Annotated in this window: 19 protein-coding genes; 13 read left to right on the forward strand and 6 right to left on the reverse strand. The window is 60.2% G+C overall.

Features of this window, described 5'->3' with window-relative positions:
- Positions 1 to 84 precede the first annotated feature (84 nt).
- A complete protein-coding gene (locus ACX3YD_RS08110) occupies positions 85 to 825 on the reverse strand; it encodes a phosphoadenylyl-sulfate reductase (protein WP_103402608.1) in 741 nt (246 codons plus the stop codon).
- A 162-nt stretch (positions 826 to 987) separates the two neighbouring features.
- Here ACX3YD_RS08110 and thrH point away from each other — a divergent pair, with 162 nt between their 5' ends.
- Positions 988 to 1,605, forward strand: coding sequence for a bifunctional phosphoserine phosphatase/homoserine phosphotransferase ThrH (gene thrH / locus ACX3YD_RS08115; RefSeq protein ID WP_103402609.1), 618 nt, complete (start codon positions 988 to 990; stop codon positions 1,603 to 1,605).
- A 110-nt stretch (positions 1,606 to 1,715) separates the two neighbouring features.
- Here the strand turns inward: thrH and pabB are convergent, their stop codons facing one another.
- From pabB to rloA, 4 genes are all read right to left on the reverse strand, one after another.
- On the reverse strand, positions 1,716 to 3,059 hold the full coding sequence (gene pabB / locus ACX3YD_RS08120; protein ID WP_458959625.1) for an aminodeoxychorismate synthase component I: 1,344 nt from the start codon (positions 3,057 to 3,059) through the stop codon (positions 1,716 to 1,718).
- Between the two features lie 108 nt (positions 3,060 to 3,167).
- Entirely contained in the window at positions 3,168 to 4,154 is a 987-nt protein-coding gene (locus ACX3YD_RS08125; protein ID WP_458959626.1) for an alpha-L-glutamate ligase-like protein, read from the reverse strand.
- Positions 4,154 to 5,689, reverse strand: a complete 1,536-nt coding sequence (gene rloB, locus ACX3YD_RS08130) for an osmotic stress tolerance membrane protein RloB (RefSeq protein WP_103402611.1) — start codon at positions 5,687 to 5,689, stop codon at positions 4,154 to 4,156. Before rloB ends, ACX3YD_RS08125 begins: the two co-directional genes overlap by 1 nt.
- Positions 5,690 to 5,694: 5 nt before the next feature.
- Entirely contained in the window at positions 5,695 to 6,231 is a 537-nt protein-coding gene (gene rloA, locus ACX3YD_RS08135; RefSeq protein WP_047531528.1) for a retropepsin-like aspartic peptidase RloA, read from the reverse strand.
- Positions 6,232 to 6,534: 303 nt separating this feature from the next.
- Here rloA and ACX3YD_RS08140 point away from each other — a divergent pair, with 303 nt between their 5' ends.
- The 6 genes from ACX3YD_RS08140 to prpD all read left to right on the forward strand — a co-directional run bounded on the left by ACX3YD_RS08140 (position 6,535) and on the right by prpD (position 15,086).
- The gene (locus ACX3YD_RS08140; protein WP_177329355.1) at positions 6,535 to 7,251 is read left to right on the forward strand and encodes a GntR family transcriptional regulator; all 717 of its coding nucleotides are present in this window, start codon (positions 6,535 to 6,537) and stop codon (positions 7,249 to 7,251) included.
- Positions 7,248 to 8,141 carry a methylisocitrate lyase gene (gene prpB, locus ACX3YD_RS08145; RefSeq protein WP_047531524.1) on the forward strand — a complete coding sequence of 298 codons (894 nt, stop codon included), beginning with the start codon at positions 7,248 to 7,250 and terminating at the stop codon, positions 8,139 to 8,141. The genes ACX3YD_RS08140 and prpB overlap by 4 nt, the downstream gene beginning before the upstream one ends.
- 146 nt (positions 8,142 to 8,287) lie before the next feature.
- Positions 8,288 to 9,415 carry a bifunctional 2-methylcitrate synthase/citrate synthase gene (gene prpC, locus ACX3YD_RS08150; RefSeq protein ID WP_458959627.1) on the forward strand — a complete coding sequence of 376 codons (1,128 nt, stop codon included), beginning with the start codon at positions 8,288 to 8,290 and terminating at the stop codon, positions 9,413 to 9,415.
- A gap of 194 nt (positions 9,416 to 9,609) precedes the next feature.
- Positions 9,610 to 12,204: a Fe/S-dependent 2-methylisocitrate dehydratase AcnD gene (gene acnD, locus ACX3YD_RS08155; protein ID WP_103402614.1), complete on the forward strand. Its 2,595-nt coding sequence runs from the start codon at positions 9,610 to 9,612 to the stop codon at positions 12,202 to 12,204.
- Between the two features lie 66 nt (positions 12,205 to 12,270).
- On the forward strand, positions 12,271 to 13,461 hold the full coding sequence (gene prpF, locus ACX3YD_RS08160; protein ID WP_103402615.1) for a 2-methylaconitate cis-trans isomerase PrpF: 1,191 nt from the start codon (positions 12,271 to 12,273) through the stop codon (positions 13,459 to 13,461).
- Between the two features lie 140 nt (positions 13,462 to 13,601).
- On the forward strand, positions 13,602 to 15,086 hold the full coding sequence (gene prpD, locus ACX3YD_RS08165; RefSeq protein WP_458959628.1) for a 2-methylcitrate dehydratase: 1,485 nt from the start codon (positions 13,602 to 13,604) through the stop codon (positions 15,084 to 15,086).
- Positions 15,087 to 15,149: 63 nt separating this feature from the next.
- Here the strand turns inward: prpD and ppsR are convergent, their stop codons facing one another.
- Positions 15,150 to 15,968, reverse strand: a complete 819-nt coding sequence (ppsR, locus tag ACX3YD_RS08170) for a posphoenolpyruvate synthetase regulatory kinase/phosphorylase PpsR (protein ID WP_047531512.1) — start codon at positions 15,966 to 15,968, stop codon at positions 15,150 to 15,152.
- A 175-nt stretch (positions 15,969 to 16,143) separates the two neighbouring features.
- On the opposite strand from ppsR, the gene ppsA reads away from it, so the two are divergent.
- From ppsA to ACX3YD_RS08200, 6 genes are all read left to right on the forward strand, one after another.
- Positions 16,144 to 18,519 (forward strand): phosphoenolpyruvate synthase, encoded by a 2,376-nt coding sequence (ppsA, locus tag ACX3YD_RS08175; RefSeq protein WP_090463871.1) that lies wholly within the window; start codon positions 16,144 to 16,146, stop codon positions 18,517 to 18,519.
- 182 nt (positions 18,520 to 18,701) lie between these two features.
- Entirely contained in the window at positions 18,702 to 19,691 is a 990-nt protein-coding gene (locus ACX3YD_RS08180; RefSeq protein ID WP_458959629.1) for an alpha/beta fold hydrolase, read from the forward strand.
- Positions 19,692 to 19,828: 137 nt separating this feature from the next.
- Positions 19,829 to 20,320 (forward strand): ribonuclease E activity regulator RraA, encoded by a 492-nt coding sequence (gene rraA / locus ACX3YD_RS08185; protein WP_103402618.1) that lies wholly within the window; start codon positions 19,829 to 19,831, stop codon positions 20,318 to 20,320.
- 35 nt (positions 20,321 to 20,355) lie between these two features.
- Positions 20,356 to 21,351, forward strand: a complete 996-nt coding sequence (locus ACX3YD_RS08190) for a zinc transporter ZntB (protein WP_458959630.1) — start codon at positions 20,356 to 20,358, stop codon at positions 21,349 to 21,351.
- Positions 21,352 to 21,414: 63 nt separating this feature from the next.
- Complete coding sequence (locus ACX3YD_RS08195; RefSeq protein ID WP_047531500.1) at positions 21,415 to 21,663, forward strand: hypothetical protein; 249 nt, start codon at positions 21,415 to 21,417, stop codon at positions 21,661 to 21,663.
- A gap of 2 nt (positions 21,664 to 21,665) precedes the next feature.
- Positions 21,666 to 22,490, forward strand: coding sequence for a mechanosensitive ion channel family protein (locus ACX3YD_RS08200; protein WP_008048604.1), 825 nt, complete (start codon positions 21,666 to 21,668; stop codon positions 22,488 to 22,490).
- The last annotated feature ends 23 nt before the right edge of the window (positions 22,491 to 22,513 follow it).

Raw genomic sequence — 22,513 nt, forward strand, 5'->3', positions numbered from 1 at the left:
ATGAACCCGAGAACGCCGCGGGGTGTCAGGTTCCCAGCGTAATCGTTAACGACCATCGCGAGCAGGCTCGCTCCTACGATGGGTTTACGCTTTGGACTTGCTGATGATATTGCCCGCGTGCAGCCCGCATTCCTTCTGCGTGGCCTCTTCCCACCACCAGCGGCCTTCGCGCTCGTGCTGGTTCGGCAGCACCGGGCGGGTGCAGGGTTCGCAGCCGATGCTGATGAACCCGCGCTCATGCAGGCTGTTATACGGCAGTTCCAACATGCGGATGTAACCCCAGATCTCTTCGCTGGTCATTTGTGCCAGCGGGTTGAATTTGTACAGGGTGCGTTCCGGGGTGGAAAACGCGCCGTCGATTTCCATCACGGCGACTGCGCTGCGAGTGCCGGGGCTCTGATCGCGGCGTTGGCCGGTGGCCCAGGCTTTCACGCCTGACAGCTTGCGGCGCAGCGGCTCGATCTTGCGGATGCCGCAGCATTCGCCATGGCCGTCCTTGTAGAAACTGAACAGGCCCTTTTCCTTCACGAACGGTTCAAGTTTGGTGTAGTCCGGCGACACCAGTTCGATGTCGATCTTGTAGTGCTCGCGCACTTGATCGATGAAGCGGTAGGTCTCGGGGTGCAAGCGACCGGTGTCGAGGCTGAACACCTTGACGTTCTTGTTCAGCTTCCAGGCCATGTCCACCAGCACCACATCCTCGGCACCGCTGAAAGATATCCACAGGTCATCGCCAAACTCGGCGAAGGCGAGTTTCAGGATGTCCTGGGCGGATTTACTGGCATAGGTCGTGGCGAGTTCCACGACGTCGAACGTTGGGCTCATCAGGGCGGCTTCCTACTGGTCATTGGCGCTGGGCGCTCTATATGGGCCGATGGTAACAAAAAGCTGCGCCGGTCGGGGTGTCCTCTGCGTTGCGCGGTGGGGGAGTAATCGCTAGAGTTCGGGCTCGCTCGACTCAATAAACAATACAAATGGGAGTGTCTTGTGGAAATTGCCTGTCTGGACCTTGAAGGTGTGCTGGTCCCGGAAATCTGGATCGCCTTCGCCGAAAAAACCGGGATCGAATCCCTCAGGGCCACCACCCGGGACATTCCCGACTACGACGTGTTGATGAAGCAGCGCCTGCGGATTCTCGACGAACACGGCCTGAAGCTTGCGGATATCCAGGAAGTGATCGCCACGCTCAAGCCGCTGGACGGCGCCATCGAGTTCGTCAACTGGCTGCGCGAGCGCTTCCAGGTGGTGATTCTGTCGGACACCTTCTACGAATTTTCCCAGCCGTTGATGCGTCAACTGGGCTTCCCGACTTTGCTGTGCCATCGTTTGATCACCGATGATGCCGGCCGGGTGACCAGCTATCAGTTGCGTCAGAAAGATCCGAAGCGCCAGTCGGTGTTGTCCTTCAAGAGCCTGTACTACCGGGTCATTGCCGCCGGTGATTCCTACAACGACACCACGATGCTGGGCGAGGCCGATGCTGGCATTCTGTTCCATGCACCGGACAACGTGATCCGCGAGTTCCCGCAGTTCCCGGCGGTACACACCTTTGAAGACCTGAAACAGGAATTCATCAAGGCTTCCAACCGCGCCCTGAGCCTGTAACACGCCCCCTGCAGGAGCGAGCCTGCTCGCGATGGACGTCAACGATTACGCGTTTAGTCTGAAAGCGAGCCGGGTCTCAGCAGGCTCGCTCCCACAGGGAACGGTGTTAATCAGAGGCTTTGCAGGGTATCGAGCAACACCTTCACCTTGGTGATCGATTCCTGATATTCGGCTTGCCACTCGGAATCGGCGACAATCCCGCCGCCGCCCCAGCAACACACCTGCCCATCTTTCATCAGCAAGCTGCGAATGGCGATGGAGCTGTCCATCTCGCCGCGCACGTCCAGATACAGCAGCGAGCCGCAATACAGTCCGCGCCGGGTCGGTTCGAGCTCGTCGATGATCTGCATCGCGCGAATTTTCGGTGCCCCGGTAATCGAGCCGCCGGGGAAACTGCCGGCGATCAAATCCAGTGCATCACGATCCTCCGCCAACATGCCGGTGACACTGCTCACCAGATGATGGACGTTCGGGTAGCTTTCAAGGCTGAACAATTCCGGCACCGAGACCGAACCGGTCCGGCAGGTGCGGCCGAGATCGTTGCGCAGCAGGTCGACGATCATCAGGTTTTCCGCGCGATCCTTGGCGCTGGCCAGTAGTTCGGCGGCATTCGCCGCATCTTCGGCGGGCGTGATGCCGCGAGGGCGAGTGCCTTTGATTGGCCGGGTTTCAACCCGTCGCTCACTGATTTTGACGAAGCGTTCCGGCGACAGGCTCAGCACGGCGGCACCGTCGGGCAAGCTCTGGAAACCGGAAAACGGTGTCGGGCACGCCGCCCGCAACGCGCAGTACGCGGCCCATGGATCGCCCTGGCAAGGGGCGCGGAAGCGCTGGGCGAAGTTGACCTGATAGCAGTCACCTGCCTGGATGTATTGCTGAATCCGCTCAATGGCGTGGCGATATTGATCGGCGCTCAGGTCGGCACTCATCGGCCCTTGCAGTTTGAAAGCCTCGACCGGTTCAATCGCAGGCTGCTCGAACAGCTGTATCAAACGCTCGCGCTCGCCGTCAGCCAGCGCAGGATGAAACACCAGTTGGCTGGTCATCCGTTGGTGATCGCTGATCAACGCCCAGTCGTACACACCGAAGCGCGCATCCGGCAGTTGCAGGTCGTCCAGGGCCTGGCAAGGCAGGTGTTCCAGATGGCGGCCGAAGTCGTAGCTCAAGTAGCCGATCAAGCCGCCGGCGAACGGCAGTTCACAGGCCGAAGGCAGGGACGCTTCGCCGAGCCGCGTCAGGTTTTCCCGCAGGCGTTGCAGGAAATCTGCGCCGCTTTCGTCAGGCAATACCGTCAGTTGTTCCAGCGGCCAGGCGCTGAGCAGGTCATAGCGCCCGCGTTCGGCACTTGGCCGGCCGCTGTCGAGCAGCACGGCACCGGGGGCATGGCGGATGGCCGCGAAATAATCGGCGGGGTTGGCGCGATAGGGAAGCGGGTGTACGGAACAGGTCAACATGAGTGAGGGCGATCGGCCGTTGAGGCGGGGTGGCGATTGTAGTCCCCTCGGCGAATTGCTCCTAGAGGGGAAGTCGGGGATTGGCGGGCTGAGGGCGATTGGCGGGGTTCAGCCCTCGACGGTCGGGATATGCCCGAACATCTCCTGCACAAAGGCTACGCGCTCTTCTGCGGTTTCGGTCACGCCGCGAGCCTTCAGGTCTTCGAGTCGCGCTTCGACCGCATGGGTGCGCAGGGTCAGGCCGCAGTCGTTGGCAATCTGGATGTTCAAGCCTGGCCGCGCATTGAGTTCGAGAATCAGCGGACCTTTTTCCTGGTCCAGCACCATGTCGACACCGATGTAGCCCAGGCCACACAGCTCGTAGCACCCGGCGGCGAGTTTCATGAAGCCGTCCCAGTAGGGCAGTTGCACGCCGTCAACGGCGTTGGTGGTGTCCGGGTGTTTGTTGATGATGTTGTTCAGCCAGGTGCCGCGCAAGGTCAGGCCGGTGGCCAGGTCGACACCGACGCCGATGGCGCCCTGGTGCAGGTTGGCCTTGCCGCTGGACTGGCGGGTCGGCAGGCGCAGCATGGCCATGACCGGGTAACCCATCAGCACGATGATGCGGATGTCCGGCACGCCTTCATAACTGATGCTCTTGAAGATCTGGTCCGGGATCACCCGGTATTCGATCAATGCCCGGTCGCGATGCCCGCCGAGGGAGTACAGGCCGGTCAGGATGCTGGAGATATGGTGCTCGATCTCCTCATGACTGATGATCTTGCCCGATACCGTGCGAAAGCGGCCCTCGAAGCGGTCGGCAACCACAATGATGCCGTCACCGCCGGCGCCCTGGGCCGGTTTGATCACGAAGTCGCTGCGTTCGCCGATGATATCACCGAGCTTGTCGATTTCCTTCTCGGTGGAAATCACGCCATACAGTTCCGGCACATGAATACCGGCGGCGATGGCTCGCTCCTTGGTGAGGATCTTGTCGTCGACGATCGGGTACAGGCTGCGCTTGTTGTACTTGAGCACATAGTCCGCGTTGCGTCGGTTGATCCCCATGATGCCCCGCGCTTCCAGGGCCTTCCAGGTCTTCCAGAAGCCGAACATCAGCTGTCAGCCTTCTTCAGAAAAGCCTTGAACCGCACCAGTTCGGTCAGGCGATAGCCGCGATAACGACCCATCGCCAGCATGAAGCCCACCATGATCAGCAGGACCGCCGGGAAGGTGAAGACGAAGTACACCAGCTCCGGCACGGTCATGATCAAGTGGGCCAGGGAGGCTGCGAACAGCGTGCCGATCGCCACTTTCATGGCGTGGCTGGCGCCGCGTTCTTCCCAGGTGATCGACAGGCGTTCAATGGTCATGGTCAGGATCACCATCGGGAACAGCGCCACGGACAACCCGCGCTCCAGGCCAAGCTTGTGGCTGAACAGGCTGATGGCCGCAATCAGTACCACCACGAACGTCAGCACCACGGACAGCCTCGGCAGCATCTGCAGCTTCAGGTGTTCGAGGTAGGAACGCAGCGACAGCCCCAGTGCCGTGATGATGGTAAACAGCACGATGCCGAAACCGAGCTGGGTCTCGCGGAAGGCCAGGGCGATCAACACCGGGGTAAAGGTGCCCAGTGTCTGCAGGCCGACCAGGTTGCGCAGGATCAGGATCACCAGCACGCCGATCGGGATCATCACCATGATCATGAAGGTCTGCTGGGTTTGCAGCGGCAGGCCGTACAACGAGTATTCGAGGAAGTTGGCGTCAGTGTTTTCGTCGGTCAGCTTCGCCAGGCGAATGGCGTTCATTTCACTGTTGTTCAGGCTGAAGGTCACGTTGGCCTTTTTGCCGCCATCGACGGTGATCAGGTTTTCGTCGCCCGTCCACCACAGCAGGCGGTCGGTTGGCAGCCCCTGTTCACCGGTTTCCGGGTTGAAGTACAACCAGTCGGTGCCGTTGAAGCTGCGCAGCCAGAGTTCCGGGGTTTGCGGCTGGTCGGCCACCAGGCGAATGGTGTGGACTTTCTCGATGGGCACGTGGGCGATGGACAGCAGCAGTTCGACGATTCGGGCCTTGTGCACGGTGGACGGATCACCGGCCAGCAGCAGCTTCACGTTGTCGTCGTTGAGGTTGTTGACCCGCTTGATGGCTTCGCCGATGAACGTCTCGACGTCGGCCGAGTGTTGGCGAATCGGTGCGAGCAGGGCTTCGGCAGCGATTTTTTCCGGACCCTCCACGGCGATGCTGTCGCGGAAAGTCGGGCCCTTGACCTTGGACTTTTCACCGGAGTAACGCTTGGTCAGCACCAGGCGGTAATACAGCGTCTGGTTGCCCTTGGCCCGGCGTGCCGACCAGGTGACCTTGCGATTGCCGTCGACCCGGTTCACGGCGACACCATAGTTATTGGAGATGAAGCTCTCGTTGAGGCTGACGAAGTCGCGGCTCAGTGGCGGCACGAACATCTGGATCTTGACCGGGTCCTTGGCACTGGCGACGAACTCGACCTTGGCGTCGATGTTCCACAAGTCGTCGGTGGCGTCTTCGGTGACCGGGATCCCGAGCACGAAGATCTGATAGGCCGTGACTGAAATGCCCAGGATCACCAGGATGGCGATCAGCAGTTTCAGATGGAGGGTAAGAGAGCGCATTTAAATTACTCTGCGGTATGAGCGTCGGTGGTGCAGGCGGGTTTGCCGGCAGCATATTTAAGGCTGGGGTCGACCAGCGCGTCGAAGCGTTTGAGCGCTTCGGAGCCAATCAGGAGCGGGTATTGGAAAGCGCTGCGGTCGGTCAGGTTCACTTCGATGCTGCGCAGGGCCGAGCCCATGCAGATATCCAGCTCGATCACCGGGCGGGCCGTGTACTTCTTGCCTTCTTCCGGGTCGTAGTCGCCGGCCCGACGCTTGATCTTGCTGACCCGGGCCAGCGGTCGTTCGATCGGGTGCGAATGGGCGGCGTCGATGGCCAGATAGAAACGCACCCACGATTCGCCGTTGCGTTTGAAGCGCTTGATGTCGCGGGCGCTCAGGGAAGCGGTTTTCGCTCCGGTATCAAGCTTGGCGGCCACTTCGAGGTCGATACCGCCCAGGGACGCGTATTCATTGAGGCCGTATACGGTCTTTTCCCCTGCCGCCGCGAAGCCGGGCAGGCAAAGAAAATAAAGGAATGTGGGGAAGGGCTTGAGTCTCATAAATCCTGGTGCGCAGCGGTCCGTACTTCGATTCAAGGCCCTGGCATCGCTGCACAAGTTCCCTCGTATGCCTATCAGGGTTTTATGACAGACAGTGCAGATGCGGCAAACAAATGCGGGCGGCATTCTAGCACGGTGGTTTTGTGGCGCCAGCGCTGACCGGCGGCTATAAACAGCAGTTCATGTGTGGTGATGGTGCAGACGGTTATTAGACGATTGTCGACAATATCTAATTATCCTTTGACTAGGACGCCTTGATTCGCTAGTTTTTGCGGCATTAGCTTTCAAGGTGTCGACAATATGCTGGATCAACTCGATCCCCCGCTGGTAACCCAGGATGATTCGGAAACACTTTCCGAAAACGTCTTCCGGCGCATTCAGGCGGCCATCGTCAAGGGTGAGATCGCCCCGGGCAGCAAAATCTCCGAGCCAGAGCTGGCGCGCACCTATGGCATCAGCCGGGGGCCGCTGCGTGAGGCCATCCACCGCCTCGAAGGCCAGCGCCTGCTGGTGCGCGTACCCCACGTCGGTGCGCGGGTGGTGTCGCTGAACCATGCCGAATTGCTGGAGCTTTACGAAATCCGTGAGTCCCTCGAAGGCATGGCCTGTCGCCTCGCCGCCGAGCGTATGACCCTCGAAGAAATCGACGAACTGCGCCAGGTTCTCGAAACCCATGAACGCGATGAAGCGTTTCAGGCGGGTCGGGGCTACTACCAGCAGGAAGGCGATTTCGACTTCCATTACCGAATCATCCAGGGCAGCGGCAACCGTACCCTGACGCAAATGCTCTGCGGCGAGCTGTATCAATTGGTGCGCATGTACCGCATCCAGTTTTCCACTACGCCCAATCGCCCGCGCCAGGCCTTCGCCGAGCACCACCGAATTCTCGATGCCATCGCCGACCGTGACGGTGAACTGGCCGAGTTGTTGATGCGCCGCCACATCGGCGCTTCCAAACGCAATATCGCCCGTCATTATCAGGACGGCGCCAACCCGACAGCCAAACGAGGTGAGTCATGAGTTTGAACAAGAGCACTCCAGGCCAGCGTTTCCGCGATGCGGTCGCCAGCGAGCATCCATTGCAAGTGGTCGGCGCGATCAACGCCAACCACGCGCTGCTGGCCAAGCGCGCCGGTTTCAAGGCGATCTACCTGTCGGGTGGCGGGGTGGCTGCCGGTTCCCTTGGCGTACCTGACCTGGGCATCACCGGCCTTGATGACGTGCTGACCGACGTGCGTCGCATCACCGACGTCTGCGACCTGCCGCTGCTGGTGGACGTGGACACCGGTTTCGGCTCCTCGGCGTTCAACGTCGCCCGTACCGTCAAGTCGATGATCAAGTTCGGCGCGGCGGCGATTCACATCGAAGACCAGGTCGGCGCCAAGCGTTGCGGTCACCGTCCTAACAAGGAAATCGTGTCGCAGCAGGAAATGGTCGACCGCATCAAGGCCGCCGTCGATGCCCGTACCGATGACAGCTTCGTGATCATGGCCCGTACCGACGCCCTGGCAGTGGAAGGTCTGGAATCTGCCCTGGATCGCGCCGCCGCGTGCATCGAGGCCGGCGCCGACATGGTGTTCCCGGAAGCCATCACCGAACTGGAGATGTACAAGCTGTTCGCCAGCCGCGTGAAAGCGCCGATCCTGGCCAACATCACCGAATTCGGCGCGACACCGCTGTACACCACCGAGCAACTGGCCGGTGCCGACGTATCGCTGGTGCTGTACCCGCTGTCGGCTTTCCGCGCCATGAACAAGGCTGCCGAGAACGTCTACACCGCGATTCGCCGCGACGGCACGCAACAGAACGTCATCGACACCATGCAGACTCGCATGGAGCTTTACGATCGCATCGACTACCACACCTTCGAACAGAAGCTCGACGCGTTGTTTGCGCAAAAGAAAGGCTGAATCAAACCCTGTAGGAGCGAGCCTGCTCGCGATGGACGCCAACGATAACGCGGTGTCCCTGATGCACCGAGGTGATCCGTCCACCTTCGCGAGCAGGCTCGCTCCTACAAGTTTCCCTAACAAATTCAAGAAGACTGGAGACAGTAATGGCCGAAGCAAAAGTACTCAGTGGCGCCGGACTCCGTGGCCAGGTTGCCGGGCAAACCGCACTGTCCACCGTGGGCCAGTCGGGCGCAGGCCTGACCTATCGCGGCTACGATGTTCGCGAACTGGCGGCTGACGCACAATTCGAAGAAGTCGCCTACCTGCTGCTGTACGGCGAATTGCCGAGCAAGGCACAACTGGCGGCCTACATCAGCAAGCTGAGCAAGCTGCGCGACCTGCCGCAAGCGCTGAAAGAAGTGCTGGAACGCATCCCCGCCGACGCCCACCCGATGGACGTGATGCGCACCGGTTGCTCGTTCCTGGGCAACTTGGAACCGGAGCTGGACTTCTCCGAGCAACACGACAAGACCGACCGCCTGCTGGCCGCGTTCCCGGCGATCATGACCTACTGGTATCGCTTCAGCCACGATGGCAAGCGCATCGACTGTGTGACCGACGAGCCGTCCATCGGTGGCCATTTCCTGCACCTGCTGCATGGCAAAAAGCCGAGCGAGTTGCATGTCAAAGTGATGAACGTGTCGCTGATCCTCTATGCAGAGCACGAGTTCAACGCTTCGACCTTCACCGCACGGGTTTGCGCATCGACCCTGTCCGACCTGTATTCCTGCATCACTGCGGCTATCGGTTCGCTGCGCGGTCCGCTGCACGGCGGCGCCAACGAAGCGGCGATGGAAATGATCGAGCGTTTCTCGTCGCCTGAAGAGGCGGTCGAGGGCACCCTCGGCATGCTGGCGCGCAAGGACAAGATCATGGGCTTCGGCCACGCGATCTATAAGGACAACGATCCGCGTAACGAAGTGATCAAGGGCTGGTCGAAAAAACTCGCCGACGAAGTGGGCGACAAGGTGTTGTTCCCGGTTTCCGAAGCCATCGACGCCACCATGTGGGAGCAGAAGAAGCTGTTCCCGAACGCCGACTTCTACCATGCCTCGGCGTACCACTTCATGGGCATCCCGACCAAGTTGTTCACGCCGATCTTCGTTTGCTCGCGCCTGACCGGCTGGGCCGCCCACGTGTACGAACAACGCGCCAACAACCGCATCATCCGCCCGAGCGCCGAGTACATCGGCGTCGAGCAGCGCAAGTTCGTGCCAATCGAACAACGCTGAATGGTCGGGGCCTGCACCGGGATCTGAGTTCACGCAGATCCCTGTAGGAGCGAGCCTGCTCGCGATGGAATGTCATACACATTGGTGTCGACTGACACACCATCGCGAGCAGGCTCACTCCCACAGTGGAAAGTGTTGACTTCATGCCCGGTGCCATCCCCACCCTTTGTAATTACCGTGACCGAGTCCTGACGATGAACACAAAATTTCGCAAATCGCTGCCTGGCAGTCAGCTGGATTACTTCGATGTCCGTGCGGCTGTCGAAGCCATTCAGCCAGGCGCCTACGACACCCTGCCGTACACCTCTCGCGTGCTGGCGGAAAACCTTGTGCGTCGCTGCGACCCGGCCACGCTTAACGAATCCCTGAAGCAGTTCATCGAGCGCAAGCGCGACCTCGACTTCCCGTGGTTCCCGGCCCGCGTGGTGTGCCACGACATTCTCGGCCAGACCGCGCTGGTCGACCTCGCCGGCCTGCGTGACGCCATCGCCCTGCAAGGCGGCGACCCGGCGCAAGTGAACCCGGTGGTGCCGACCCAATTGATCGTCGACCACTCCCTGGCCGTCGAGCGCGGTGGCTTCGATCCGCAAGCGTTCGAAAAGAACCGCGCCATCGAAGACCGTCGTAACGAAGACCGTTTCCACTTCATCAACTGGACCAAGAAGGCGTTCAAGAACGTCGACGTGATCCCGCCGGGCAACGGCATCATGCACCAGATCAACCTGGAGAAAATGTCTCCGGTGATCCAGGTCCGTGATGGCGTGGCGTTCCCCGACACCTGCGTCGGCACCGACAGCCACACCCCTCATGTCGATGCGCTGGGTGTAATCGCCATCGGCGTTGGTGGCCTGGAAGCGGAAAGCGTGATGCTCGGTCGTGCATCGTGGATGCGTCTGCCGGAAAGCGTGGGCGTTGAATTGACTGGCAAGCTGCAGCCGGGCATCACCGCCACCGACATGGTGCTGGCGCTGACCGAGTTCCTGCGCAAGCAAAAAGTCGTCGGCGCATGGCTGGAGTTCTTCGGCGAAGGCGCTGCCGCGCTGACCCTCGGCGACCGCGCGACCATCTCCAACATGGCCCCGGAATACGGCGCCACGGCGGCGATGTTCTACATCGATCAGCAGACCATCGACTACCTCAAGCTCACCGGTCGTGAAGACGATCAGGTGCAGTTGGTGGAGAACTACGCCAAGACCACAGGCCTCTGGGCTGACAGCCTGAAGGACGCGCAATACGAGCGCGGCCTGACGTTCGACCTGTCCACGGTAGTGCGCAACATGGCCGGCCCGAGCAACCCGCACGCCCGTGTCGCGGTGTCGGATCTGGCGGCCAAAGGCATCTCCGGCAAGTGGGAAGATGTGCCGGGGCAAATGCCCGACGGCGCGGTGATCATCGCCGCCATCACCAGTTGCACCAATACCAGCAACCCGCGCAACGTGATCGCCGCCGGCCTGCTGGCGCGCAACGCCAACAAGCTGGGCCTGACCCGCAAGCCATGGGTGAAGTCGTCCCTGGCGCCTGGCTCGAAAACCGTGGCGCTGTACCTGGATGAAGCCGGCCTGACCACCGAGCTGGAACAACTCGGTTTTGGCGTCGTCGCCTTTGCCTGCACCACCTGTAATGGCATGTCCGGCGCGCTGGATCCGGTGATCCAGCAAGAGATCATCGACCGCGACCTGTACGCCACCGCCGTGCTGTCCGGTAACCGCAACTTCGACGGACGGATCCACCCATACGCCAAGCAAGCGTTCCTCGCGTCGCCGCCATTGGTGGTCGCGTACGCCATTGCCGGCACCATCCGCTTCGACATCGAGAAGGATGTGTTGGGTGTGGTTGACGGCAAGGAAATTCGCCTCAAGGACATCTGGCCAAGCGACGAAGAAATCAACGCGGTAGTCAAAGCCTCGGTGAAGCCGGAGCAGTTCCGTCAGGTGTACATCCCGATGTTCGCCATCCACGAAGACACTGGTCCGAAAGTCGCGCCGCTGTATGAGTGGCGCGAGATGAGCACCTACATCCGCCGTCCGCCGTACTGGGAAGGCGCGCTGGCCGGTGCCCGTCCGCTCAAGGGCATGCGCCCGCTGGCCGTGCTGCCGGACAACATCACCACGGACCACCTGTCGCCGTCGAACGCGATCATGCTCGACAGCGCCGCCGGTGAATACCTGGCGAAAATGGGCTTGCCGGAAGAGGACTTCAACTCTTACGCGACTCACCGTGGTGACCACCTCACCGCGCAGCGCGCCACCTTCGCCAACCCGAAACTGTTCAACGAAATGGTTCAGGAAAACGGCAAGGTCAAGCAGGGCTCGCTGGCTCGTGTGGAGCCGGAAGGCAAAGTCATGCGCATGTGGGAAGCCATCGAAACCTACATGGACCGCAAGCAGCCGCTGATCATCATCGCCGGCGCCGACTACGGTCAGGGCTCGTCCCGCGACTGGGCGGCCAAGGGCGTGCGCCTGGCTGGCGTGGAGGCGATTGCCGCTGAAGGTTTCGAGCGCATTCACCGCACCAACCTGGTGGGCATGGGCGTGTTGCCGCTGGAATTCAAGCCGGGCACCAATCGTCACACCCTGGCCATCGACGGCAGTGAAACCTATGACGTGGTGGGCGAGCGCACCCCGCGCGCCGAGCTGACGCTGGTGATCCATCGCAAGAACGGCGAGCGCGTCGAAGTGCCGGTGACCTGCCGTCTCGACACCGCCGAAGAAGTGTCGATCTACGAGGCCGGCGGCGTGTTGCAACGCTTCGCCCAGGACTTCCTCGAAGAATCGGCGGTTGCCGTTTAACACACGCTGCACAGACACGGGACTTTGAGTCCCGTGTCTTTTTCCAGATCAGGAGTAACGAGCACCATGGCTCATGCACCGCAAATCAAGATTCCCGCCACCTACATGCGCGGCGGCACCAGCAAAGGCGTGTTCTTCAGCCTGCGAGACTTGCCTGAAGCGGCCCAGGTTCCAGGCCCGGCCCGCGACGCCTTGCTGCTGCGCGTAATCGGCAGCCCCGACCCGTACGAAAAACAAATCGACGGCATGGGCGGCGCGACGTCGAGCACCAGCAAAACCGTGATCCTGTCGAAAAGCATCAAGGCCGATCACGACGTCGATTACCTGTTCGGTCAGGTCTCCATCGACAAGCCTTTCGTGGACTGGAGCGGCAACTGCGGCAACTTGTCCGCGGCGGTCGGTTCGTTCGCCATCAGCAACGGTCTGGTGGACGCCAGCCGCATTCCGCACAACGGCGTGGCCGTGGTGCGCGTATGGCAGGCCAACATCGGCAAGACCATCATCGCCCATGTGCCGATCACCAACGGCGAAGTGCAGGAAACCGGCGATTTCGAACTCGACGGCGTGACCTTCCCGGCCGCTGAAGTGCAGGTCGAATTCATGGACCCGGCAGCGGAAGAAGAGGGCGGTGGCGGGTCGATGTTCCCGACCGGCAACCTGATCGATGATCTGGAAGTGCCGGGCGTCGGCACCCTCAAGGCGACCATGATCAACGCCGGCATCCCGACGATTTTCGTCAATGCCGAAGACATCGGCTACAAGGGCACCGAGTTGCAGGGCGCGATCAACGGCGACCCCAAAGCACTGCTGATGTTCGAAACCATCCGTGCCTACGGCGCGCTGCGCATGGGCCTGATTGCCAACATCGACGAAGCCGCCAAGCGCCAGCACACGCCGAAAGTGGCGTTCGTGGCCAAGCCGGCTGACTACGTGTCCTCGAGTGGCAAAACCGTTGCGGCGGGTGATGTCGACCTGTTGGTGCGTGCGTTGTCGATGGGCAAGTTGCACCACGCGATGATGGGCACGGCGGCTGTCGCCATCGGCACCGCGGCGGCGATTACTGGCACCCTGGTCAACCTGGCAGCGGGCGGAGTCGAGCGCAACGCGGTGCGCTTCGGTCACCCGTCCGGCACCTTGCGCGTCGGCGCCGAAGCCAGTCAGGTGAACGGCGAATGGACCGTGAACAAAGCCATCATGAGCCGCAGTGCGCGGGTGTTGATGGAAGGTTACGTTCGCGTGCCCGGTGATTCGTTCTGACCCATGCCCTATCGTAGGAGCGAGCCTGCTCGCGATGAACCTGAGAGCACCACGGGGTGTCAGGTACCCAGCGTTATCGTCGATGACCATCGTCGGAACGCCGCCCGGAGCAAGCTCGCTCCTGCAAGAGGGAATCGAACATGAGCGCCAACGTTGACCTCAACAATCGCCCGGACTACGACCAGGTGCTGCAGGACATCGCCGATTACGTACTCGATTACACCATCGAGTCCCGGGAAGCCCTCGACACCGCTCGCAACTGCCTGATGGACACCCTTGGCTGCGGCTTGCTGGCCCTGCGTTTCCCTGAGTGCACCAAACACCTGGGGCCCATCGTCGAAGGCACTGTCGTGCCGTTCGGCGCTCGCGTGCCCGGCACCAACTACCGCCTCGATCCGGTCAAGGCGGCCTGGGACATTGGCTGCATCGTGCGCTGGCTTGACTACAACGACACCTGGCTCGCGGCCGAGTGGGGCCATCCGTCGGATAACCTCGGCGGCATTCTCGCGGTGGCCGATCACTTGTCGCAAAAGCGTCTGGCCAATGGTGAGGCGCCGTTGACGGTTCGCACGGTGCTGGAAGCGATGGTCATGGCCCATGAGATTCAAGGTGTGATCGCGCTGGAAAATTCGTTCAATCGTGTAGGCCTTGATCACGTCATTCTGGTGAAGGTCGCCTCGACGGCGGTCTGCGCCAAGCTGATGGGGGCCAATCGCGAGCAGTTACTCTCAGCGCTGTCTCACGCCTTCGCCGACGGCCAGGCGCTGCGCACCTATCGCCATGCACCGAATGCCGGCTCGAGAAAATCCTGGGCGGCGGGCGACGCGTCCAGTCGTGGTGTTCGTCTGGCGGACATCGCCATGCGCGGCGAGATGGGCATTCCCGGTGTGTTGAGTGCCGGGCAGTGGGGCTTTTATGACGTGCTGTTCAGCCACACCAATAAGGACCTGGCGCTAAAGCCCGAAGACAAACGGGCGTTCAGTTTTTCCCGGCCGTACAGCAGTTATGTGATGGAAAACGTGCTGTTCAAGATCAGTTTTCCCGCCGAGTTCCACGCACAAACAGCCTGTGAAGCCGCAGTGACCCTGCACCCGCAGGTGCGAAATCGTCTTCACGACATCGACCGGATCGTCATCACCACCCACGAATCGGCGATACGCATCATTTCCAAGGTCGGCCCTTTGGCCAATGCCGCCGACCGCGATCACTGCCTCCAGTACATGACCGCGGTGCCACTGGCATTCGGCAATCTGGTGGCCGAATACTACGAAGATGACTTCCACAAGGCACATCCGATCATCGATGTGTTGCGCGAGAAAATGGTCATCGTCGAAAACCCGGTTTACACCCGCGAGTACCTGGAGGCCGACAAGCGTTCCATCGCCAATGCCGTTCAGGTGTTTTTCAAGGACGGTACCAGCACCGAGAACGTGGTGGTGGAGTACCCGATCGGGCATCGGCGGCGCCGTGCCGAGGGTATTGCGCTGCTGGAGGATAAATTCAAGGCGAACTTGCTGACACGATTCACCGGCCAGCGTAGCGCCGAGATTTTTGCGTTGTGCAAGGATCAGGCAGCGCTTGAAGCGACGCCTGTTAATAGATTTGTGGATTTGTTTGTGATCTAGAAGACCGCGTTATCGCTCAATCGCCAGCAGGCTGGCGATAAGGCCGGAACCGGCGATAGAAACTTACTTGAAGCGCCGCTCGACGCCTTTTTCCACGAGGATCTTCGCCGAGATCTCTTCAACGGAAAAATGCGTGGAGTTGATGTGCGGGATGTTCTCGCGGCGGAACAGGTTTTCCACTTCGCGCACTTCGAACTCGCACTGGGCGTAGCTCGAATAGCGGCTGTTGGGCTTGCGCTCGTTGCGGATCGCGGTGAGGCGGTCCGGGTCGATGGTCAGGCCAAACAGTTTGTGCTGGTGGGCGCGCAGGGCGCTTGGCAGTTGCAGGCGCTCCATGTCGTCTTCGGTCAGCGGGTAGTTGGCGGCGCGGATACCGAACTGCATGGCCATGTACAGGCAGGTGGGGGTCTTGCCGCAACGCGACACGCCCACCAGGATCAGGTCGGCTTTGTCGTAGTAGTGCGTGCGGGCGCCGTCGTCGTTGTCGAGGGCGAAGTTCACCGCCTCGATCCGCTCCATGTAATTGGTGTTGGCGCCGATGGAGTGGGATTTGCCGACGGTGTAGGAAGAATGCTCGGTCAGTTCCTGTTCGAGAGGCGCCAGGAAGGTCGAGAAAATGTCGATCATGAAACCATTGGAAGTCGCAAGGATCTCACGAATGTCCTGATTGACGATGGTGTCGAAGATAATCGGACGGAAGCCGTCGGTTTCGGCGGCTCTGTTGATTTGTTGTACCATGGCCCGCGCTTTATCCGCGTTGTCGATGTACGGCCGGGTGAATTTGCTGAAGGTAATGTTCTCGAACTGCGCCAGGAGGCTTTGACCCAGGGTTTCGGCGGTAATGCCGGTGCCATCGGAGATAAAGAAAGCAGATCGTTTCATTTGCACCTTGGGCCTTAAGCTAGTAACGAATCTTGGATATGATAGGCGCGATTTGTCGGCCGCCAATGGCCCGCATTCTCACTTATTTTCCAGGTCCAGGCCATACAGCTGGCAAACGCTCTTCCGAGCAAGCCGGCTTCTGAGCTTTTCCAACACAGTTAGTGGAGAGATCACCTTGGTAGAGTACGTAGTTTCCCTCGATAAGCTCGGCGTCCATGATGTGGAGCATGTGGGGGGCAAGAACGCATCCCTGGGCGAGATGATCAGCAACCTTGCAGGTGCCGGTGTATCGGTGCCTGGTGGCTTCGCCACGACCGCTCAGGCATATCGTGATTTCCTGGAACTGAGCGGCCTGAACCAGCAGATTCACGACGCCCTTGATGCCCTGGACGTCGACGACGTGAACGCCCTGGCCAAGACCGGCGCCCAGATCCGTCAATGGATCATGGAAGCCGAGTTCCCTGAAAAACTGAACACCGAAATCCGCACGGCGTTCGCCACGCTGTCCGCCGGCAACCCTGACATGGCCGTGGCCGTGCGTTCTTCCGCTACCGCCGAAGACCTGCCGGACGCTTCCTTCGCCGGTCAGCAGGAAACGTTCCTGAACATCCGTGGTGTCGAAAACGTCATTCGCGCCGCCAAAGAGGTGTTCGCCTCGTTGTTCAACGACCGCGCCATTTCCTACCGTGTCCACCAGGGTTTCGACCACAAACTGGTTGCCCTGTCGGCCGGCGTGCAGCGCATGGTCCGCTCCGAAACCGGCACGGCCGGCGTGATGTTCACCCTCGATACCGAATCGGGTTTCCGTGACGTGGTGTTCATCACCGGCGCCTACGGCCTGGGTGAAACCGTCGTGCAAGGCGCGGTGAACCCGGATGAGTTCTACGTCCACAAGGGCACGCTGGCTGCCGGTCGTCCGGCGATCCTGCGCCGCAACCTGGGCAGCAAGGCCATCAAGATGATCTACGGCGACGAGGCCAAGGCCGGTCGTTCGGTCAAGACCGTCGATGTCGACAAGGCCGATCGCGCGCGTTTCTGCCTGACCGACGCCGAAGTCAGCGAACTGGCCAAGCAGGCGATGATCATCGAGAAGCACTACAAGTGCCCGATGGACATCGAATGGGCCAAGGACGGTGACGACGGCAAGCTGTATATCGTGCAGGCCCGTCCGGAAACCGTGAAGAGCCGCACCCAGGCCAACGTCATGGAACGTTACCTGTTGAAAGAAACCGGCACCGTGCTGGTGGAAGGCCGTGCCATCGGCCAGCGCATCGGCGCCGGCAAGGTCCGCATCATCAAGGACGTGTCCGAGATGGACAAGGTCCAGCCAGGCGACGTACTGGTTTCCGACATGACCGACCCGGACTGGGAACCGGTCATGAAGCGTGCCAGCGCCATCGTCACCAACCGTGGCGGCCGTACCTGCCACGCGGCGATCATCGCCCGTGAACTGGGGATCCCGGCCGTGGTCGGTTGCGGTAACGCCACCCAGCTGTTGAAAGACGGCCAGGGCGTGACCGTTTCCTGCGCTGAAGGCGACACCGGTTTCATCTTCGAAGGCGAACTGGGCTTCGACATCAAGAAGAACTCCGTGGATGCCATGCCGGAGCTGCCGTTCAAGATCATGATGAACGTCGGTAACCCGGACCGTGCCTTCGACTTCGCGCAGCTGCCGAACGCCGGTGTGGGTCTGGCCCGTCTGGAGTTCATCATCAACCGCATGATCGGCGTGCACCCGAAGGCGCTGCTGAACTACGACGGTCTGCCGTCGGACATCAAGGAAAGCGTCAACAAGCGAATCGCCGGTTACGACGATCCGGTCGGTTTCTATGTCGAGAAGCTGGTTGAAGGCATCAGCACCCTGGCGGCAGCGTTCTGGCCGAAAAAGGTCATCGTGCGTCTGTCGGACTTCAAGTCCAACGAATACGCCAACCTGATCGGCGGCAAGCTCTACGAGCCGGAAGAAGAAAACCCGATGCTGGGTTTCCGTGGCGCCTCGCGTTACATCAGCGAATCGTTCCGTGACTGCTTCGAACTCGAATGCCGTGCCCTCAAGCGCGTGCGCAACGAGATGGGACTGACCAACGTCGAAATCATGGTGCCGTTCGTCCGCACCCTGGGCGAAGCGAGCCAGGTGGTTGACCTGCTGGCGGAGAACGGTCTGGCCCGTGGCGACAACGGTCTGCGCGTTATCATGATGTGCGAACTGCCGTCCAACGCCATCCTGGCTGATGAGTTCCTTGAGTTCTTCGACGGCTTCTCCATCGGTTCCAACGACCTGACCCAGCTGACTCTGGGCCTGGACCGTGACTCCGGGATCATCGCGCACCTGTTCGACGAGCGTAACCCAGCGGTCAAGAAGCTGCTGGCCAACGCCATTGCCGCGTGCAACAAGGCCGGCAAGTACATCGGCATTTGCGGTCAGGGCCCTTCGGATCACCCGGACCTGGCCAAATGGCTGATGGAACAAGGCATCGAAAGCGTGTCGTTGAACCCCGATTCCGTACTGGAAACCTGGTTCTTCCTGGCTGAGGGTCAGGCGCAGGCTTGATCCAGTGTGAACGGGCCGCTCTCTTGTAGGAGCGAGCCTGCTCGCGATGGTCGTGAACGATCCTGAATAAACGCGTTGTTCTGGAGTCCATCGTGAGCAGGCTCGCTCCCACAGGGGCGGTGCCTTTAAGATTCAAGTAGGGCGGGCTCCTCCGGATGCCGCCCTTTTTTGTGCAAGAACTTATGCAAAGCAGCAGCAACCTATTTCCTGTCGCCCTGATCAGCGCCGAGCGGCGCGGCGATCTGAGCGAAGATGTTTATCGTTTAAAACCCGGCAACAGCCCCGATGGCACCGTCGAAATTGCGGTGACTCGCCTAGGCATGGCCGATGAGCCAGCGGTGCGTGGCGTGCCGGTCATCCTGTTGCACGGCAGTTTTTCCAATCGACGTTTCTGGTTTTCCCCGAAAGGGGTGGGGCTCGGCGCCTATCTGACGCGCCTGGGCTTCGACGTATGGATTCCGGAAATGCGCGGTCACGGCCTCTCACAGCGCAATCAGAACTACCGCAAGAACCGTGTCGCCGACTACGCTCGTTACGATTTGCCGGCCATTGGCGCGTTCGTGCGTGAGCAAAGCGGCCAGGTCCCACACTGGATCGGCCACTCGCTGGGCGGCATTACCCTGGCAGCCGCATTGGGCGGTCAATACATCGGTGAGCCCGTGGTGGCGTCCGCGGCGTTCTTTGGTGCGCAGATCAGTCGCACGTACTGGCCGTTGAAAATCCCGCCGGTGGAGTGGAGCGGTCGTTTCATTCTCAAGCGTTTTGCCCAGCTGTCGGGTTCACGGCTCAAACGCGGCCCGGAGGACGAGCCGATTGGCCTGGCCCTGGAAAGCATGCGTTGGCACGGCCTGTTCGGGCGCTTTGGTGATGCAGACAAGGACTGGTGGGCGGGTTTGGCCGAGGTCAGTTTGCCGGTGCTGGCGGTGAGTGCCGCCGGTGACCATCAGGATCCGGCCTGGGCTTGTCGCAAGCTGTTCGATCAGGTGGGGTCCGAGCACAAGCAATTTATCAACCTGGGTCGCGAGCAGGGCTTTGCCGATAATTTCGGTCACGTTGAAATGTTGGTCAGCAAAGCCGCACAGGCTGAAGTCTGGCCATTGGTGGCCCGTTGGCTGGCGGATCAGCAAACCCCTCTGCTGGGTGAAACAGCGGATTTGGCCGCGGCGATTTGAACCCGACGCTCTATCAAGGGCATTTCGCTCTGATCGGCTAGCGGCTAAGATATGACGCATTGAGCTGTTCTGGTCATTTTCGATGACTGAGTCATCACTGATGTTCGTGCTTTCTTCCTCTTCACAGGAGTTTCTCGATGAACCATTACCTAACGCCTGACCTGTGCGACGCCTATCCGGAGCTGGTGCAGGTGCTGGAACCGATGTTCAGCAATTTTGGCGGCCGTGATTCCTTTGGCGGCGAAATCGTGACCATCAAATGCTTCGAAGACAACTCGCTGGTCAAGGAGCAAGCCGAGCTCAAGGGAGATGGCAAGGTACTGGTGGTCGATGGTGGCGGCTCCCTGCGTCGTGCGCTGCTGGGCGACATGATCGCCGAGAAGGCCGCGAAAAACGGCTGGGAAGGGCTGGTGATCTACGGTTGCATCCGTGACGTTGACGTCATCGCGCAAACCGATCTGGGCGTTCAGGCCCTGGCCAGCCACCCGATGAAAACCGACAAGCGCGGTATCGGTGATCTGAACGTGGCCGTAACCTTTGCGGGCGTGACCTTCCATCCGGGCCATTACATCTATGCGGACAATAACGGCGTGATCGTCTCGCCAAGCCCGCTTGCAATGCCCGAGTAAGTTTTGGTCGATTTTTTTTGAAGAATGGAATGCGGATGTTCGAGGAAGAAAACGCGCAATGGGGGCTGGTACATGCCCTGGTGTTGGATGGTAAAGGCGGCGCGCGTTCGATAGCCCGGACTGAACTCGATGAACTGCAGCTCCAGGCCCATGAAAGCCTGTGGCTGCACTGGGATCGCAGTCATCCGCAAACCCAGACCTGGCTGCGCAAATCCAGTGGCCTGAGCGAATTCAGCTGTGATCTTTTGCTGGAAGAAAACACCCGACCGCGTCTTTTACAGCTTTCGGACAGCGAACTGCTGCTATTTTTGCGCGGGGTCAATCTGAATCCGGGGGCCGAGCCTGAAGACATGGTCTCGGTGCGAATCTTCGGTTCTGCCCAGCGTGTCATCTCCCTGCGTTTGCGCCCGTTGCGCGCCACGGAGGAACTGCTGGAGCAACTGGCGGAGGGCAAGGGACCGAAAACAGCCTCCGAACTCATCCTGTGCATGGCGCAGTACCTGACCAACAAGTTGCAGGATCTGGTCAGCGACCTCTCGGAAGTGGTCGATGAAGAAGAAGAAAAGCTGGATACCGACGAACGGTATACACCGGAACACGGAGCTGTTTTGCAGATCCGTCGCCGGGCGGCGGCGTTGAAGCGGTTTCTCGCTCCGCAGCGGGATATTTTTGGTCAGCTGACGCGGATCAAACTGCCCTGGTTCGTCGACGACGATGGTGATTACTGGAACGAATTGAACAACAGTCTGACCCGCTATCTTGAAGAGCTGGAGTTGACCCGGGAGCGGGTAGGGCTGGTCCTTGAGACCGAAGACCGACGATTGAGTGTGCGCATGAACCGCACGATGTACCGCTTCGGGATCATCACCGGGATTTTTTTGCCAATGAGTTTTTTGACCGGTCTGTTGGGGATCAACGTCGGTGGAATTCCATTCTCTGCGAGCCCTTATGGCTTCCTGATTGCCTGCCTGATGATGATCTCGGTGGCATTGGGGCAGTGGTGGTTATTCCGACGTTTGCGCTGGGTTTGAAAGTGGCCCATGTGACCCGGGTAAATTTGATCGCGTCTTTCACAGACATCACGAGAGGTGCGTATGCACGATCCGTTTGAACAGTCTTTGCGTGACATGCTCAAGGCATCACCGTCCACCCGGGACGACGATGCGTGCCTTGGTCGTGTACTGAAAACCGCCAACCGCCAGGTCGGTGCCGGTGATTTGTTCAGCCTGCTGGGCCGTTGGTTGCCCGCCCTGATGATCGCCGTTAATAATGGATCGGCCCATGTCGCGCCGGTGTCCCGTCTTCGTAAACCTGCTGCCCGCACTGCTGATAAGGCTGATTGAATATGGAACTTGATCTCTGGACTCAGAGCCTCGTCACTGCCATGACCGCGTTGTGGACCAAGGTTGCCAACTTCATTCCGAACCTGTTCGGCGCACTGGTTGTGCTGCTGTTGGGTTTTGTCGTGGCCAAATTGCTGGACACGCTGCTCTCCAAGTTGCTGGCCAAACTGGGCCTCGATCGCCTGATGGGCGGCACCGGTCTGACCAAGTTGCTATCTCGTGCCGGGCTACAGGTACCGATTTCTACCCTGATCGGCAAGATCGTCTATTGGTTCGTTCTGCTGATTTTTCTGGTTTCTGCGGCAGAATCCCTTGGACTTGAACGAGTTTCGGCTACGCTGGACATGCTCGCGTTGTATCTGCCGAAGGTCTTTGGCGCAGCGCTGGTGTTGCTGGTGGGGGTCTTGCTCGCGCAACTGGCCAACGGGCTGGTGCGCGGCGCGGCAGAAGGCGTGGGCCTGGACTACGCTTCTGGCCTTGGGCGAATTGCCCAGGGATTGGTCATCATCATCAGTATTTCGGTCGCGATCAGCCAGTTGGAGGTCAAGACTGACCTGCTCAACCATGTGATTGTGATTGTATTGATTACCGTTGGTCTGGCGGTTGCGCTGGCCATGGGATTGGGAAGCCGGGAAATTGCCGGCCAGATTCTTGCGGGAATCTATGTGCGTGAGTTGTACCAGGTTGGGCAACAAGTGCGTGTTGGCGAGGTCGAAGGCCAGATCGAAGAGATCGGCACGGTTAAAACCACATTGCTGACCGATGAGGGTGAGCTAGTCTCTCTTTCCAATCGGATCCTTCTCGAACAGCATGTGAGTAGCCGCTAACCCGGCAAACCCTGCTAATGTAT

Source organism: Pseudomonas fluorescens group sp. PF-1, from assembly GCF_054481335.1.

Coding starts and splice junctions, on each gene's coding strand:
- ppsR (WP_047531512.1), bottom strand. CDS start 15,968: ATGAAACGATCTGCTTTCTTTATCTCCGATGGCACCGGCATTACCGCC.
- ACX3YD_RS08195 (WP_047531500.1), top strand. CDS start 21,415: ATGCACGATCCGTTTGAACAGTCTTTGCGTGACATGCTCAAGGCATCA.
- pabB (WP_458959625.1), bottom strand. CDS start 3,059: ATGTTGACCTGTTCCGTACACCCGCTTCCCTATCGCGCCAACCCCGCC.
- ACX3YD_RS08200 (WP_008048604.1), top strand. CDS start 21,666: ATGGAACTTGATCTCTGGACTCAGAGCCTCGTCACTGCCATGACCGCG.
- prpD (WP_458959628.1), top strand. CDS start 13,602: ATGAGCGCCAACGTTGACCTCAACAATCGCCCGGACTACGACCAGGTG.
- rloA (WP_047531528.1), bottom strand. CDS start 6,231: ATGAGACTCAAGCCCTTCCCCACATTCCTTTATTTTCTTTGCCTGCCC.
- ACX3YD_RS08110 (WP_103402608.1), bottom strand. CDS start 825: ATGAGCCCAACGTTCGACGTCGTGGAACTCGCCACGACCTATGCCAGT.
- rraA (WP_103402618.1), top strand. CDS start 19,829: ATGAACCATTACCTAACGCCTGACCTGTGCGACGCCTATCCGGAGCTG.
- ACX3YD_RS08125 (WP_458959626.1), bottom strand. CDS start 4,154: ATGTTCGGCTTCTGGAAGACCTGGAAGGCCCTGGAAGCGCGGGGCATC.
- ACX3YD_RS08190 (WP_458959630.1), top strand. CDS start 20,356: ATGTTCGAGGAAGAAAACGCGCAATGGGGGCTGGTACATGCCCTGGTG.
- acnD (WP_103402614.1), top strand. CDS start 9,610: ATGAACACAAAATTTCGCAAATCGCTGCCTGGCAGTCAGCTGGATTAC.
- ACX3YD_RS08180 (WP_458959629.1), top strand. CDS start 18,702: ATGCAAAGCAGCAGCAACCTATTTCCTGTCGCCCTGATCAGCGCCGAG.
- rloB (WP_103402611.1), bottom strand. CDS start 5,689: ATGCGCTCTCTTACCCTCCATCTGAAACTGCTGATCGCCATCCTGGTG.
- prpF (WP_103402615.1), top strand. CDS start 12,271: ATGGCTCATGCACCGCAAATCAAGATTCCCGCCACCTACATGCGCGGC.
- prpB (WP_047531524.1), top strand. CDS start 7,248: ATGAGTTTGAACAAGAGCACTCCAGGCCAGCGTTTCCGCGATGCGGTC.
- prpC (WP_458959627.1), top strand. CDS start 8,288: ATGGCCGAAGCAAAAGTACTCAGTGGCGCCGGACTCCGTGGCCAGGTT.